Source organism: Rathayibacter sp. VKM Ac-2803 (assembly GCF_009807175.1).
In the GTDB taxonomy this organism is placed as follows: Bacteria; Actinomycetota; Actinomycetes; order Actinomycetales; family Microbacteriaceae; genus Rathayibacter.
This window is the reverse complement of record NZ_WUCD01000003.1, coordinates 192,765-207,390: the sequence shown is the minus strand read 5'-3', so window position 1 is coordinate 207,390 and position 14,626 is coordinate 192,765. Positions and strand designations below refer to the sequence as shown.

Sequence of the window (14,626 nt, the reverse complement as noted above, 5' to 3'; positions counted from 1 at the left end):
ATGGCGAAGCCGCCCTCGAGAGCAGCTCCGGCACTATGAAGTCGGTCACAGCTTGAACACCTCTCGGGGGATGGCGCTGACGAGGTCGTCGGCGATGCGCTCGGCGTGGCCGATGGAGAGTCGGCCGGCGACGACGAGGTCCGCGAGGAACGCGGCATCCGCACGCCTCGCGGTGTCGTGCCGCGCAGGGATGGAGAGGAACGCGCGGGTGTCGTCAATGAAGCCCGACGTGCGATAGAAGCCGGCGGTCTCGGTGACGGCCGCGCGATACCGGCCCATGGCGTCGGGCGAGTCGAGGAACCACCACGGTGCCCCCACGTACACGCCGGGGTAGAACCCGGCGAGAGGCGCGAGCTCGCGCGAGAACGTCGTCTCGTCGACTGTGAACAGCACCAGGTGGAAGTCCTTCGCCAGCCCGAACCGCTCGAGCAGCGGGCGGAGCCCCCGGGTGAACGACGTCGGCACCGGGATGTCGTGCCCCGTGTCGGCGCCAAATCGCTCGAACGTCGACGAGCTGTGGTTGCGCAGCACTCCAGCGTGGAGGGTCATGACGAGACCGTCGTCGACGCTCATCCTGGCCATCTGCAGCAGCATGTGCCCACGGAAGACGCGACGGTCAGCGGCGTCGGCGGACCCTCGGCGCACCGACTGGAAGAGCCGTTCGGCGTCGGCGGCGTCAAGATCTGCGGTGAACGGCTCTTCGACCCCGTGATCCGTCGAGACCGCTCCGTGCCGCGCGAAGTGCTCGCGTCGCGCCTCTAATGCCTGCAGATACCCCTCGAAGGTCGCCGGATACCCGGTCGCCGCGAGCAGGGCCGGAACCGCCGTCGCGAACCCGGCAGCGTCGGGGTCGATGTACTTGTCTGGCCGGAAGGTCGGGACGACGCGTCCGCCGAGACCGGATGCCGCGAGGGCCGCGTGCGGCGCGAGGTCGTCGAGCGGGTCGTCGGTGGTCGCCATCAACTCGATCCGGAACCGCTCGAACAGTGCGCGGGGCCGGAACTCGGGCCGGGCGAGGTTCGCCCCGATGGAGTCGAACAGCTCGTCCGCAGTTTCGGGGCCGAAGGGCACGTCGATGCCGAAGACCTCGTCAAGCGCCTCCTCGACCCAGTACCCCGACGCCGTGCCGGCGAACCGGTGCCATTGCGACGCGAGTAGGCGCCACGCCTCCCGGGGATCGCTGCCGGCGCGCACATCGGCGAGATCCGCTCCCATGGCGTGCAGCAGCCGGGTGATGTAGTGATCGTGCGTGAGGAACAGGTCGGCAGCGTCGACGAACGGCGGGTCGTCGACGAGGAGCGTCGCCGGCACATGCCCATGGGGAGAGAGGATCGGGGCGTCGCGAACCCGCTCGTGCAGACCTCTCGCGATCGAGCGCGCCGCAGGGTCAGCCGGAAGGAGGCGGTCAGGGTCGCGCCGTTGCGAATGCATGTTGCTTATTGAGCCATCTTGTCGGTCGCCTGTCAACCGATTGCCATACCGACCGCCGACGGTGGTTATGCGATGATGAGCATCGACGCGGCGCGAGCGGAGGATCGGCATGACAACAGAGGAGTCGTCTGTGCCTCGCAGCACTGGCAACCGGAAGCCGCCCACGACGATCTACGACATCGCGGTGGCCGCGGGCGTCAGCCCCTCGACGGTGTCCCGGGCCCTGACGAAGCCCGGCCGCATCAACATCAATACCGAGAAGCGCATCCGTGCCGTCGCCGCAGACCTCGACTACCGCACGAACCCCATGGCGCGGGCCCTCCCCACGGGCCGCACCGGCACGCTCGCCCTCCTCCTCTCCGACATCACGAATCCCGTCTACTTCGACCTCATCCGCGCGGCGGAGCGTGTCACGAGCTCTCAGAGCCACATCCTCGTGCTCGCCGAATCCCAGGAGTCCCCCGAGCTCGAGCTGCAGACCGCGCATCGCCTGCAGCCCTCGGTCGACGGGATCGTGCTCGTCGCCTCGCGGCTGCAGGACAATCAGATCCGCGAGCTCGCCGACATCAAGCCGATCGTCGTGGTCAACCGCACGGTCGCCGGCGTCCCGTCCCTCGTACCCGACGCTCGTCCCGGGCTCGAGGCCGCCGTCCTCCACCTCAAGTCCCTCGGTCACCGCTCCTTCTGCTACGTCTCGGGCCCGACCACCTCCTGGATGAACTCGCTTCGGTGGCAGACGCTCTTCGACCTGGCGGTGGCCGAAGGCATGTCGGTCGTCGACATCGGTCCAGGGGCTCCGACCATGGAGGGCGGGGCGGAGCTCCTACCCCGGATACTCGCGTCCGGGGCCACCGCGATGCTCGCCTACAACGACCTGATGGCCATCGGCCTGCTCCGTGCCTGCCAGGATCGGGGGATCTCCGTCCCCGGACGGATCAGCATCATCGGCTTCGACGACATCTTCGGGGCGGATCTGCCCACTCCCGCCCTCTCCACCATCCGGAGCCCGCTCGGCGAACTGGGCGAGACCGCCGTACGGCTCCTCACCGCCGACCACGATGGTGGTGACGCGTCGCACCGGCCCCCGACGGTCTTCATCTCCCGCGACTCCACGTCGTCGCCGGACTAAGACCGCATCGATCCCTTACCTTCGAATCGAACTTGGCAATCGGTTGTCAAATTCGCTCGACTAGTGGTTCACTGGTCGAAGCACCCTCCGGGTTGCTCCGTGACCTCACCGGGTCCTCCTGGGCGCAAGGTCACCCCCAACGAAGTGGATGGAGAACCGACGGATGTCAATCGAACGAGGCGCTGAGAGCCAGGCTCTGTTCATCGGAGCTCCCGAGTCGCTCGGCGAGGCCGCCCCTCACGTCCGTAACGTCTTCGAGCTCGTCGAGGCACCGGCGAGCGCGACGCTCCGCGTGACCGCGCTCGGCCTCGCCGAGCCGTGGATTAACGGACACCGTGTCGGCGACGAGGTGCTCTCCCCCGGGTGGACGTCGTACCGCCACCGAATCATCGTGTCCGAGCACGACGTGACCGACCTGCTGCAGTCCGGCGAGAACGTGCTGGGCGCGATCGTCGGGCGCGGCTGGGCCGTCGGACGTCTGGGCTGGGACGGCGCGTCGAAGTTCTACGCCGACCGCCCGTCGGTCTGGCTCGAGTTGACTCTCACTGACACCGACGGAAGGGTGACCTCGATCGCGTCATCCGACCAGTTCGTCGTGTCGACGGGCGCGGTCGTCGAGGACGACCTCTACGACGGCGAGGTGTACGACGCGCGGCTGCATCCGACCGGATGGAGCGAGCCGGGCTACGACGCGTCGGACTGGGTTCCCGCTGAGGTGTATCCGTGGGACCTCTCCACTCTCGAGGACCGCACAGCGGAACCGATCCGGCGCATCGAGGTGCTGCCGGCCCTCGAGGTTACGACTCCTGCCGCCGGAGCGCACGTCATCGACTTCGGGCAGGTCATCTCCGGCTGGGTCCGCCTTCGCGTGACCGGCCCCGCGGGCACGGAGCTGACGCTCCGCCACGGCGAACTGCTCACCCCCGGCGGTGAGCTCGAGACGGTGAACCTCCGCACGGCCAAGGCGATTGACCGCTACATCCTCAGCGGTGAGGGCGTCGAGGAGTGGGAGCCCCGCTTCACGTTCCACGGCTTCCGCTACGCCGAGATCACCGGATGGCCCGGCGCCCTCGAGCCTGCAGACGTGGACGCTGTGGTCGTGCACAGCGACATGACGCGCACGGCGTGGTTCGAGTCGTCCGACCCTCTGCTGAACAAGCTGCACGCGAACTCGGTGTGGGGCATGCGCGATAATTTCGTCGGCCTCCCGACCGACTGCCCGCAGCGCGACGAGCGCCTGGGTTGGACCGGGGACATCAACGCCTTCGGGGCCACCGCCGCGCTCCTGTACGACGTGCGCGGCGTGCTTTCCTCGTGGCTCGCGGATGTTGCCGCCGAGCAGGAGGAGCTGGGGTACGTGCCCTGGTACGTGCCGCAGATCACCGGCCGCAAGCAGGCGCCCACTGCACTGTGGGGCGACGTGGTCGTCAGCCTGCCCTGGGCTCTCTACCAGGAGTACGGCGACCTGGCGCTGCTCGAGCAGAACTACACGTCGGGGGTGAAGTTCGTCGACAGCGTCGAGGCGCTGCTCGACGTCAATGGGCTGTGGGCGAGGGGCTACCAGTTCGGCGACTGGTTGGATCCGGATGCCCCAGGGGACCGACCCGACCTCGCCAAGGCGGATCGCTACCTCGTCGCGTCGGCGTACTTCGTGCGGGTCTCCGGTGAACTGGCCGCGATCGCCCGCCTACTCGGACACGATGACGACGCCGAACGATACGGGATGCTCTCCGAGCGGGCCAGGCAGGCCTTCCTGCATGAGTACGTCGCGCCGTCGGGGCGCATCGTCGGGGAGTCGCCTACGGCGTACGCCCTGGCCATCCGGTTCGGGATCCTGGACGACACCCGCAAGGCCAGAGCCGGCGAGCGACTCGCCACCCAGGTCGCCGACGCCGGCTTCCGTATCGCGACGGGATTCGCGGGCACGCCGCACGTGCTCGACGCCTTGGTCGAGACCGGTCAGACCGAGGTGGCGTTCCGTTTGCTCATGCAGACTGAGAGCCCCTCCTTCCTGTATCCGGTGACCCAGGGCGCGACGACCATCTGGGAGCGGTGGGACGCCGTCCGGCCCGACGGGACGCTGCACCCGTCGGCGATGACCTCGCTCAACCACTACGCACTGGGTGCCGTCTCCGATTGGATGCATCGCCGCATCGGCGGGCTCAGCGCGCTCGAACCCGGCTACACCCGCGTCGAGATCGCCCCGCTGGTGGGCGGCGGCCTCACGTCCGCGTCGGTGTCGCAGCACACGGTGAACGGGGCGATCTCCGTCTCGTGGCGGCTGGAAGGCGACCTCGTCTCGCTCGACGTGTCGATCCCGGAGGGCGTCACGGCCCGGGTGGTGCCGCCGCTGCATCCGACGGGCCTCGTATTGGAGGTCGGGAGCGGAGATCACACCTGGTCCTACGAACGCGAGGTGTTCGAGATGCCCGAGTTCGACCTCGACACCCCGGTGGGCGAGATCATCGTCTTCCCCGCGGCGTGGGATGCGGCATTCGAAGCGATCCTCGAGCACCACCCGTTCCTCAAGGCCTACTGGAAGCAGCCGCTGGCGAGTTCGCAAGAGGGGCAGATGTCCCTTCGATACATGCTGAGCAACATCCCGGGCTCAGGTCCCGTCGTTGAGGCAGACGTATTCCGCGCGCTGCAGTCCGCACGCAAGGAAGCCCAAGCCGCGGTCGCCGGATAGCCGCCGTGCGCCGCCTTCCAGATGCTCCCGGACCCCACCGGAATCCCCTTCTGCCGCTGGCCATCCACATTCCCGACGGTGAGGCGCGGGTGATGCCCGACGGCCGGCTCTACCTCTACGGCAGCCTCGACCGCCGCGAGGAGGGCTACTGCAGCCCCGAGTACCGGGTCGCGTCGACCGCGGACCTCGTCGACTGGACGGTTCACCCCACCTCGTTCACCACGGCCGACGTGCCGTGGGCAGGGAGCGAGCAGCCGTCCGGACGCTCGTTCCTCGACGGCGTCACGTCGTACGACGAGCTGCCGGAGTACGCCCGCGCAATGCTTCCACCCGGGGCGATGGAGGTGCCGTTCGAGCAGTTCGCTGCAGGTGTGCGGAGGGCGACGGCGCAGCGGCAGCCGGTCGAGCCTCTTCTCTATGCACCGGACGCGATTGAGCGGAACGGCAGGTACTACCTCTACTTCTGCCTCTCCGACGACAGCGAGGGCGTCGCCGTCGCCGACCACCCCGCAGGCCCCTTCCGAGATGCCCGACGGCTTCCGATCTCGCAGATCGACCCCGCCGTGTTCGTCGACGACGACGGCCAGGCCTACCTCTACTGGGGGCAGTTCCAGGCGAAGGTGGCACGACTGCACCGCGATATGGTGACTCTCGACACCGATTCGCTCGTCGAGCAGATCGCGACGGAGGCGGAGCACCACTTCCACGAGGGGTGTTCGATGCGCAAGCGCGCCGGCATCTACTACCTCGTGTTCGCCGACACCTCGCGCGGAGCCCCGACCTGTCTCGGCTACGCCACCTCGACGAGCCCGACCGGGCCGTTCGACTACCGCGGCGTCATCATCGACAACGCCGACTGCGACCCGATGTCGTGGAACAACCACGGGTCCATCGAGTGCGTCGACGGGCAGTGGTACGTCTTCTACCACCGCTCGTCACGGGGCGGTGCGAATTGGCGACGCGCGTGCATGGAGCCGATCGAGTTCGGCCCCGGCGGCGCGATCGCCGAGGTGCTCATGACCTCGCAGGGCGCCGGCCATCCGTACGCTCCCGGCGAGCTCATTCCCGCCTACGAGGCCTGCGCGGTCGATGGCACTGCTCGGATCGCCCCGTTCGCGGGCAGTGAGGCGGTCACGGATGCTTCGGCGGGAGACACGATCGTGTTCCGGTATCTCGAGAACGAGCATCCGGTCACCTCGGTCGCCGTCGACTTCGAGGGCACGTGCGAGCTCGACGTCATCGTCGACGGGTCGACGGTTGCCACCGTGCGCCCTGGGAAACACGGTGCGCCCATCGACATCGCCCCGGGTCGCCACGAGATCGCCATCTCCTTCGTCGCCGCCGAGGCGACGACGATCCTCCTCGGCCTTCGGTTCGACGCGTAGGCATAGCAACGAGGCGCCGGTTCGTCGCCGACGCCTCGTTGCGGATGGATGTCCTCTCAGGGTCGCATCGAGGTGCCACCGTTGATCGAGAGCACCTGACCCGTGATCCACGCCGCGGAGTCGGACAGCAGGAAGGCGACCGTAGCGCCGATGTCGGCCGGCTCGCCGTTGCGTGTCGACGGCGTCATCGCCAGGATCCGCTCCCGGAACTCTTCCGGCAGGTTCGCCTCGGTCTGCTGAGTCAGCACGAGCCCCGGAGAGACGGTGTTGGCGCGCACGCCCTGCTTGCCGTACTTCCGCGCGATGTGGCGGGTGAGCGCATTCACACCGGACTTTGTCGCGGAGTAGGCGATCTTTTCCTCCATCCCGGCGTAGACCGCCTCGGAGGACGTGTTGACGATCGATCCGCCACCGGCCTCGACGAGGTGTGGGATCGCGTACCGCGCCGTCAGGAGGTACCCGGTGAGATTGACATCGATCATTCGCTGCCAGACTCCGAGGTCGATGTCGACCACATTGGTGTCCTGCTCGACCTGCGACGGGTCGACGTTCGCGGCGACGTTGAAGAGGCCATCGATCTTGCCGTATCGCTCGATCGCGAGATCGATGAGCGCCTTCACCTGCTCCTCGTCGGCGATGTCCAGAGTCGTCGCCACGCCCTCGCCGCCTCCCTCGGCGGCGGCCTGCACGGTGCGCTCGGCCGATGCCGGCGAGACGTCTCCCACTACGAGTCGGGCTCCGCCGGCTCCCAGAATCGCCGCTGCGGCGGTGGCGATACCGCCGGCTCCTGCGAATACGATGACCTTGTCCCTGAGACCCTCCATCGGGTCCTCCTTTTCCTGTCGGTGACGTGACTGCCGCCCGTTGTCGGGCGCGGAGACGGTGCCTACTGGCTGACGCCCGCCTGGACGTCCTGCTCGCGCTGGGTTTCCCTCAGCCGTACCCGATTGGCGCGACGCGCTTCCTGGCGCACCGGATCGGCGACCGGGGCGGCGAGCAGCAGCCGCTGAGTGTACGGATGCTCCGGTTCCGATGTGACGGCGGCCGCGGTGCCTTCCTCGATGATCTCGCCCCGGTACACCACCCCGACGCGATGGCTGATGTGTCGCACCACGGTCAGATCGTGGGAAATGAATAGATAGGCGACGCCGGTGCTGCGCTGCACATCGACGAGCAGGTCGAGGATCGTAGCCTGGGTCGACAGGTCGAGGGCGGATACCGGCTCGTCGCACACGATCAGCTCGGGCTCGGGCGCAAGCGCCCGGGCGATCGCCACACGCTGCCGCTGGCCACCGGAGAACTCCCGGGGTAACCGCTCGGCCGCGTTCTTCGGCAGCCCCACGCGGTCGAGGAGGTCGAGCACCCGCGCTTGGGCGTCTCGGCGAGTCGCACCCTGCACGACGAGGGGTTCGCTGAGCGTGTCGCCCACGGTCAGGGAGGGGTTGAGCGAGGTGTAAGGATCCTGGAACACGACCTGCAGGTGCTTCGCGAGCTCCCGCCGATGCGTACCCGTCGCTTTGGAGATCTCCTGGCCCGCGAACCGTACGCTTCCACTCGAGACCGGCGCAAGGCCCAGGATGGCCCTTCCGATGGTGGTCTTGCCCGAGCCCGACTCCCCCACGATGCCCAGCGTCTCGCCGACGCCGATCGAGAAAGACACGCCGTGCACGACCTCGACGGGCGGCTTGCGGAATCCGCTGACGGGATAGCTGACCTTCAGGTCGTTCACTTCCAAGAGGCTGTGGCTCATGATCCCTGCTCCTCGAGGGTGATGGGTCGTGCGGGCGGACCATCCGAGCGGACCGTGCTCTCGTCGAGGATCGCGTCGAGGAGCATTCGCGTGTACGGATGCTTCGGGTCGGCGAATACCTCTCGGGTGCCGCCCGTCTCGACGACCTCGCCGTTCCGCATAACCGCGATGCGGTCGCAGATGTCGGCGACGACTCCGAAGTTGTGCGTGACGAGGATGATCGCCATGCCGATCTCCTGCTGGAGGTCGCGGAGCAGGTCGAGGATCTCGGCCTGCACCGTCACATCGAGCGCCGTCGTCGGCTCGTCGGCGATCAGGAGCTTCGGTCGACTTGCGACTGCACCAGCGATCAGCACGCGCTGGGCCATGCCTCCCGAGACCTGGTGGGGATAGGAGTCGAAGGTGCGCTGGGGGTCCGCGATTCCCACCCTCTCGAGCAGGGCGAGCACCCGCGCCACAGCGTCCTTCCGCGACATGCTCGAGGATGCCCGGAGCCCTTCGACCATCTGGGCACCGATGGTGTAGACGGGATCGAGGTTCGACATCGGCTCCTGGGGGATGTACGCGATGGTCGAGCCCCTCAGCGCATGCAGATCCTTCTGCTTCGCCCCCAGCAGTTCACGCCCTTCGACGAGGACCGAGCCGCGTGTGACGATCGCCTCCGACGGCAGGACGCCCAGGACGGCGAAAGCGGTTTGCGTCTTGCCTGATCCGGACTCGCCAACCAGCCCGAGGACCTCGCCGGGGTTGACCTGCAGCGACACTCCGCGGACTACTTCGACGCGGTCCCCGGAGGGCGACTGGTAGGCGATTCCGAGATCGTGCACGTCGAGCATGGCTCCGGCCTTGTGGTCGGCGGCGCGCTGCTTCACCTCGTCGAGAGCGGTGCCGTTGACGGTGAGTTTCGCCGGGCGGGGACGGGCACCCTCGAACGCGTCCCGAAGGGCGTTTCCGAAAAGGACCAGGCACGCCGTGAGCAGACCGAGCCACAGCGACGGCCAGATGTACTGCAGCGGATCGACATACAGGTTGCGGAATCCGTCGCCGATCATCGCCCCGAAGCTCGGGATCTCCTTCGAACCGACTCCGAGGAACGCGAGCCCCGCCTGCACTCCGATCGCCGATCCGGCGAGGAACGACGTCGCGACGATGATCGGCCCACGGACGACCGACAGGACGTGTCGCGCGAGGATGCGCGTGTTCGTCACGCCGGAGACTCGAGCCGCGTCGACGTAAAGCTCGCGGCCGACGCCGATCGTCTGATTGCGCACGATGCGGTAGATGCCCGGCGACAGAAGCACACCGAAGATGGCCATCGTGTAGCGGTAGTCGCCCGCGGTGAGCGGCATCAGCAGGATGAGCAGGAGCAGACCGGGGAAGGTCATGATCAACGTGAAGAGCCACTCCGTCACACCCCTGACCCGCTGGAAGTAGCCCCCGACCAGGCCGGCCGCGGTGCCGATCACCAGCGCGATCGAGGTGCCGATCAGAGCGGAGACCGTCGCGGTGTTCATCGAGTGCAGCAGTCGGCTGAAGATGTCACGACCGAACTGGTCGGTACCGAGGGGGTAGGTGTCGGAGAACAAAGGAAGGTTGTACGAGTCGAGGCGCGCTTCGTTCGGCTCATGCATAGGGAGCACAGACGCGAGCAGCCCGAATACCACCATCACGAGGATGATCGTGCCGGTGATGACAGCCTGCGGATCCCGAATGAGCTTGCCGAATGTGCTGCGGCGGGAGCTGCGATCGGGCGGATCGACGGTCTCCGCGATGACGGGCAGTGTCGCGCTCAATGGACTCTCGCTTTCGGGTTCAGCCAACCATTGGCCAGGTCGGTGATGAGGTTGATGGCGACAGTGAGACCGACGGAGAAAATGACGAGCCCCATGATGACCGGGAAGTCGCCCTGGATGGAGGCGTTGAAGCTGTAGAGACCGACGCCGGGGAGGGCGAATACCTGCTCGATGACGAGCGCGCCGAAGAACATCGACCCGAACTCCAGACCCGCGACGGTAAGCGCCGGCCCCGCTGCGTTGCGCAGTGCGTGACGCAGTACCAGCGCTCTCGTGCTGACGCCCCGCGTACGCAGGGTCCGCACGTAGTCCTTGCGAAGCTCGTCGATCATCGTGCCGCGTACCTGGGTGGCGATGTTGGCGGCTCCCCCGAGGCACAGCACGATGACCGGGATCGTTATCGACCGCACCCATGCCTGGGGGTCATCCTGCGGCGAGGTGTAGCCGCCGGCCGGAAGTACCTGCAGGGTGACGGCGAGAACCGACACGAGGAAAATGGCGACAAGCAGGCCCGGGATCAGGAGACCGCTGAGCATGACGCCCTGCAGCATCTTGTCGATCCAGCCGCCTCGGGCTGCAGCGACAACGCCGAGCACCACGGCGATGACGACGGAGATGATCAACGCCGGGATGATCACCGACAAGGTCACCCCCATGCGACGGGCGACCGCGGAAGCGACTGGCTCCCCCGTGTAGAAGGACTGGCCGAGGTCTCCGGTCAGCACCCGACCGAGCCAGTCCACGTATTGCACGGGGATCGGACGGTCGAGGCCGAGTTCGGCCTTGAGCGCGGCGACGGTCTCGGTGTTGGCGGCGGTCAGAAGCCGGTTGGCCAGGATGCTGTCGAACGAGAAGCTCAATAGCCAGTAGGTGATCGCTGAGACCAAGACGATCAGGATGATGCCTGTCGCGATCCGGCGCGCTGCGTATCTCAGCAAGGAATCCTCGATTTCAAGAGAGGTGGGGGTAGTACGGCAAGCGTGCCGGTCGGCGGGGAAGGTAAGGCAGGCGCGCGGGTCGGCGGGGCCGCCAGAAGCGGTCGGCCCCGCCGGTCAGGTCACTCGGAGACGTCGAACTGGTCGAGAGTCGGGGCGATCTGATAAGAGGTGTTCACGACTGCGTACCCCTCCCGCGCGGCGACCAGCGAGTGGCTCTTGACGATGGGGGCAGACCAGGCGTTCTCGACGCCCCACTCGTTGATCTCCTGGTAGACCGCGCTCGCCTCTTCTGCAGAGACGGCCGCACGCGCTCGGGTGAGCATCTCGGTGAGCTCGGGATCCTCGCTGCCGAAGGGGTTCAGGAATCCCTGCGGCGAGAAGTGACCGAAGGCGACCGTGCCGTCGGGGTCGTTGCCGTCGGGCCAGACCACGAGGGGGAACGACTTGGACGTGATGGCGGTAACCGTGTCTTGGGCCGGGATCGGCTGCCATGTCACGTCGATCCCGATGTCCGCCAGAGCCTGCCCCACAACGGGCTCGAGCTGCCCCGAGTAGATGATGCTCGGCATCGTCACCGAAAAGCCGTCGGGATAGCCTGCTTCTGCCAACAGATCTTTGGCCCCCTCAACGTCGTATTCATAGGTGTCGTTGAGGGCTTCGTCGAAGGCGTCGAAGGTCGGATAGAACACCTGCTCGGATGGAGCGCCCAGTCCGTTCATCGCATTCGCCACGATGTTCTCCCGGTCGAAAGCCATGTTGATCGCCTGCCGAACGCGCACGTCGGCGAGGGCCGGCTGAATGGTGCCGTCCCGGTCGGCGATGATCAAGGTCTGCTGGCTGGTGTTCTCGACCTCGGAGATCTCGATGCCCGGCACTGACTCCAGTGAGGCACGCGAGGCGGGAAGCACGCTCGGTGCGACGTCGACCTCCCCGGAGCGGAGTGCGTTCTCGAGCGCGGTGGAGTCTTCGATGACGCGGACCGTGACGGTTGAGAAGGGGTAGTTGTCGGCGTTCCAGTGATCATCCCGCTTGGTCAGCACATACTCCGCCCCGGGCGTCGAAGCTTCGAGATCGAGGATGTACGGTCCGGAGCCGATCGGGTTCTGCCCGTAACCCGGTTCCGCCAGCTCGCCCGCCTTCGCGATGATGCCGGCTGGGCCGGTGAACTTCCGCAGGAGGCTGGGGTCGGGCTGGCTCAGCGTCAGCGTCAGCGCCGTGTCGCTGGTGACCTCGATCGACGCTATGCCCTCGACCTCGCGCTGGCTCGGCCCCGGGGTGTCCCGGATGCGCTCCAGTGTCGCCTTCAGGTCATTCGCGGTCGCGGGTGTGCCGTCCGAGAAGACGAGGTCGTCGCGAAGCGTCAGGTTCATCGTCAGACCGTCTTCGGAGAAGGACCACTCCGTAGCAGCCCTCGGCTCGTACTCGCCGTCTGGTCCGGTGAAGACGAGAGTGTCGTAGACCGACTTCCAGATGTACCCATCCGTGCCCGATGAGGCACTGACAGGGTCCAGCTGGGAGGGCTGCCGCGCCACGGGGATCGTGAGTTCGGTCGGCGCTTGTCCGCCGCCTGTCTCGGTACCGCCGCCACCGGGCGAGCATGCGCTGACACTCAGTGTCGCGACAACGACGGCCGCGGCCGCCGCCAGACGCCATCCGCGGCTGCTTCCGGCGGATGCTCTCAGAGACTGCATAAAAACTCCTTCGTCTTACGCGAGACACGCTTCGTCGCGTTCCGCCGACAATAGCCGTACTGACAACCGATTGCCACTCTTGTACGTGAATCGTTACGAGGGGGCGGAGCGGGCCGTTCAGCATCGTCCGGCGGCAGCCGTTCTTCGACGATTACGCCTTCCGCGATCAGGATCGACCGTCTCGCCGCCTTGCTGTGGCAACCGCTTGTCAAGGCGCTGGTGGTGGTGTTCACTATTACACGGGATGCGCGTCCTGACCTGCACCCGCGTCGCCTGACGAAGGAGTTGGTCGGTGGCCGTGCACAGGGAGATCTCAACACCTCAGGGCGTGCTTCGCGGCGTGGAGTCCGGCGGCGTGTTCACGCTCCTCGGAGTCCGTTACGGCGACGACACCGCGGGAGCGAACCGCTTCCGCGCGCCCCGTCTGCCGAGAGCCTGGGACGGTGTCCGCGACGCGGTGATCTTCGGGCCCAGCGCACCGCAGATCGACAACCGCGACCGCCTCGGTCGCTTGATGCACCCGCGGAACGGCTCTCCGCTCGAAGGCGGCCCCACGAGCGAGGACTGCTTGCGGCTGAACATCTGGGCCCCTGCGGCGCGCACAGGGGAAGAGCTTCCCGTGTTGGTGTGGCTGCACGGGGGTGGCTATCTCGCGGGATCCGGGAACGAGATGTGGTTCAACGGCGACGTACTGGCGGCTACGGAAGAGGTGGTGATCGTCACCGTCACCCACCGACTCGGCATTCTCGGATTCCTCGATCTGCGCGCGGAAGGCCTGCCCGATTCGGCCCACGCCGGAATGCTCGACATCGTGATGGCACTGCAGTGGGTTCGCGACAACATCTCCTCGGTCGGCGGAGACCCCTCTCGCGTCACCATCGCCGGGCAGTCCGGCGGAGGTGCCAAGGTCGCCGCACTCTGCGCCATGCCTGCGGCGACCGACCTGTTCGCTCGCGCGATCATGATGAGTGGGCCGTTCCCCCGCGTCCTTCCGCAGACGGCCGCCTCGGAGTTCCGTGATCGCGTTGTCGGCGCTGCAGAAGGCGGAGTCGCCTCTCTCCTGGACGTCCCGGTCGACGACCTCATCCACCTCCAGGCCGATGCTCTCGCCGCGGCGGGGCTCAGCTTCGGGCCCGAGTCGATGGAGTCCTCGGGTGGTATCGGACCGACACTCGACGCGGTGCACCTTCCCGAGCACCCCTTCTGGCCGGTCGCCACCCCCCGCTTCACAGGCAAGCAGCTGTTGATCGGGTGGACTACCCACGAGGTCGGGTCGCTGTTTGCGGCGGATCCACGATTCACAGTGGACCTCACCGCCGACGAGGCCATCGCGCGGCTGACAGAGCTGGGAGTTCCTCGGGCGGAAGCAGCATTCACGACCACCGCAACCGAGGTGCTCGACGAGAGACCGCACCTCGTCTTCGCGCGGGTTCTGAGTTCAATGCTCTTCGAAGGCCCCGCACGCGATCTCGCCTCGATCGCCGCGACGGTAGCCGACTCGGTATGGGCCTATGAGTTCCGCGAGATGAGCGACGTTCTTGACGGTCTCGTCGGCTCCTGTCACTCGTTGGACATCCCCTACGTGTTCGGCACCGTCGAGCGCATCCCTCTGGTTGGCGTGAATCCTTACCGCGCAACGCTCTCCCGCGAGATGAGCCGCGCATGGGTCCGATTCGCCACGGTCGGCATCCCGGAAGCCGATACGGAGTGGCTGCCGTGGAACGACGATGAACGCTTCGTGCATGCCTTCGCGTGCCCATAGCTCGGCGGAAGGGTCCCATTTCATTGTTCTGGGTCCTGCGACCGCCCGCGGTGGTTGA

10 protein-coding genes are annotated in these 14,626 nt (G+C 67.1%); 4 read left to right on the top strand and 6 right to left on the bottom strand.

Going from position 1 to position 14,626, the window contains the following annotated elements:
• Window positions 1-45 precede the first annotated feature (45 nt).
• The gene (uxaC, locus tag GRS96_RS20015; protein ID WP_107575962.1) at window positions 46-1,431 is read right to left on the bottom strand and encodes a glucuronate isomerase; all 1,386 of its coding nucleotides are present in this window, start codon (window positions 1,429-1,431) and stop codon (window positions 46-48) included.
• 130 nt (window positions 1,432-1,561) lie between these two features.
• On the opposite strand from uxaC, the gene GRS96_RS20010 reads away from it, so the two are divergent.
• From GRS96_RS20010 to GRS96_RS20000, 3 genes are all read left to right on the top strand, one after another.
• On the top strand, window positions 1,562-2,560 hold the full coding sequence (locus GRS96_RS20010) for a LacI family DNA-binding transcriptional regulator (protein WP_159989491.1): 999 nt from the start codon (window positions 1,562-1,564) through the stop codon (window positions 2,558-2,560).
• Window positions 2,561-2,723: 163 nt separating this feature from the next.
• Window positions 2,724-5,249 (top strand): alpha-L-rhamnosidase, encoded by a 2,526-nt coding sequence (locus GRS96_RS20005; protein ID WP_107575960.1) that lies wholly within the window; start codon window positions 2,724-2,726, stop codon window positions 5,247-5,249.
• Window positions 5,250-5,341: 92 nt separating this feature from the next.
• Entirely contained in the window at window positions 5,342-6,634 is a 1,293-nt protein-coding gene (locus GRS96_RS20000) for a family 43 glycosylhydrolase (RefSeq protein WP_107575959.1), read from the top strand.
• 56 nt (window positions 6,635-6,690) lie between these two features.
• On the opposite strand, the gene GRS96_RS19995 is transcribed toward GRS96_RS20000, so the two are convergent.
• From GRS96_RS19995 to GRS96_RS19975, 5 genes are all read right to left on the bottom strand, one after another.
• On the bottom strand, window positions 6,691-7,458 hold the full coding sequence (locus GRS96_RS19995; RefSeq protein WP_107575958.1) for an SDR family NAD(P)-dependent oxidoreductase: 768 nt from the start codon (window positions 7,456-7,458) through the stop codon (window positions 6,691-6,693).
• Between the two features lie 62 nt (window positions 7,459-7,520).
• The gene (locus GRS96_RS19990) at window positions 7,521-8,384 is read right to left on the bottom strand and encodes an ATP-binding cassette domain-containing protein (protein ID WP_107575957.1); all 864 of its coding nucleotides are present in this window, start codon (window positions 8,382-8,384) and stop codon (window positions 7,521-7,523) included.
• Window positions 8,381-10,177 carry a dipeptide/oligopeptide/nickel ABC transporter permease/ATP-binding protein gene (locus tag GRS96_RS19985; protein ID WP_211315686.1) on the bottom strand — a complete coding sequence of 599 codons (1,797 nt, stop codon included), beginning with the start codon at window positions 10,175-10,177 and terminating at the stop codon, window positions 8,381-8,383. The genes GRS96_RS19990 and GRS96_RS19985 overlap by 4 nt, the downstream gene beginning before the upstream one ends.
• Window positions 10,174-11,115 carry an ABC transporter permease gene (locus GRS96_RS19980; protein WP_107576174.1) on the bottom strand — a complete coding sequence of 314 codons (942 nt, stop codon included), beginning with the start codon at window positions 11,113-11,115 and terminating at the stop codon, window positions 10,174-10,176. The genes GRS96_RS19985 and GRS96_RS19980 overlap by 4 nt, the downstream gene beginning before the upstream one ends.
• A 119-nt stretch (window positions 11,116-11,234) precedes the next feature.
• Window positions 11,235-12,806 (bottom strand): ABC transporter substrate-binding protein, encoded by a 1,572-nt coding sequence (locus tag GRS96_RS19975; RefSeq protein ID WP_107576173.1) that lies wholly within the window; start codon window positions 12,804-12,806, stop codon window positions 11,235-11,237.
• A gap of 292 nt (window positions 12,807-13,098) precedes the next feature.
• Here GRS96_RS19975 and GRS96_RS19970 point away from each other — a divergent pair, with 292 nt between their 5' ends.
• The gene (locus GRS96_RS19970) at window positions 13,099-14,568 is read left to right on the top strand and encodes a carboxylesterase/lipase family protein (protein ID WP_107576172.1); all 1,470 of its coding nucleotides are present in this window, start codon (window positions 13,099-13,101) and stop codon (window positions 14,566-14,568) included.
• The last annotated feature ends 58 nt before the right edge of the window (window positions 14,569-14,626 follow it).

Coding starts and splice junctions, on each gene's coding strand:
- uxaC (WP_107575962.1), bottom strand. CDS start 1,431: ATGCATTCGCAACGGCGCGACCCTGACCGCCTCCTTCCGGCTGACCCT.
- GRS96_RS20005 (WP_107575960.1), top strand. CDS start 2,724: ATGTCAATCGAACGAGGCGCTGAGAGCCAGGCTCTGTTCATCGGAGCT.
- GRS96_RS20000 (WP_107575959.1), top strand. CDS start 5,342: ATGCCCGACGGCCGGCTCTACCTCTACGGCAGCCTCGACCGCCGCGAG.
- GRS96_RS19995 (WP_107575958.1), bottom strand. CDS start 7,458: ATGGAGGGTCTCAGGGACAAGGTCATCGTATTCGCAGGAGCCGGCGGT.
- GRS96_RS19990 (WP_107575957.1), bottom strand. CDS start 8,384: ATGAGCCACAGCCTCTTGGAAGTGAACGACCTGAAGGTCAGCTATCCC.
- GRS96_RS19975 (WP_107576173.1), bottom strand. CDS start 12,806: ATGCAGTCTCTGAGAGCATCCGCCGGAAGCAGCCGCGGATGGCGTCTG.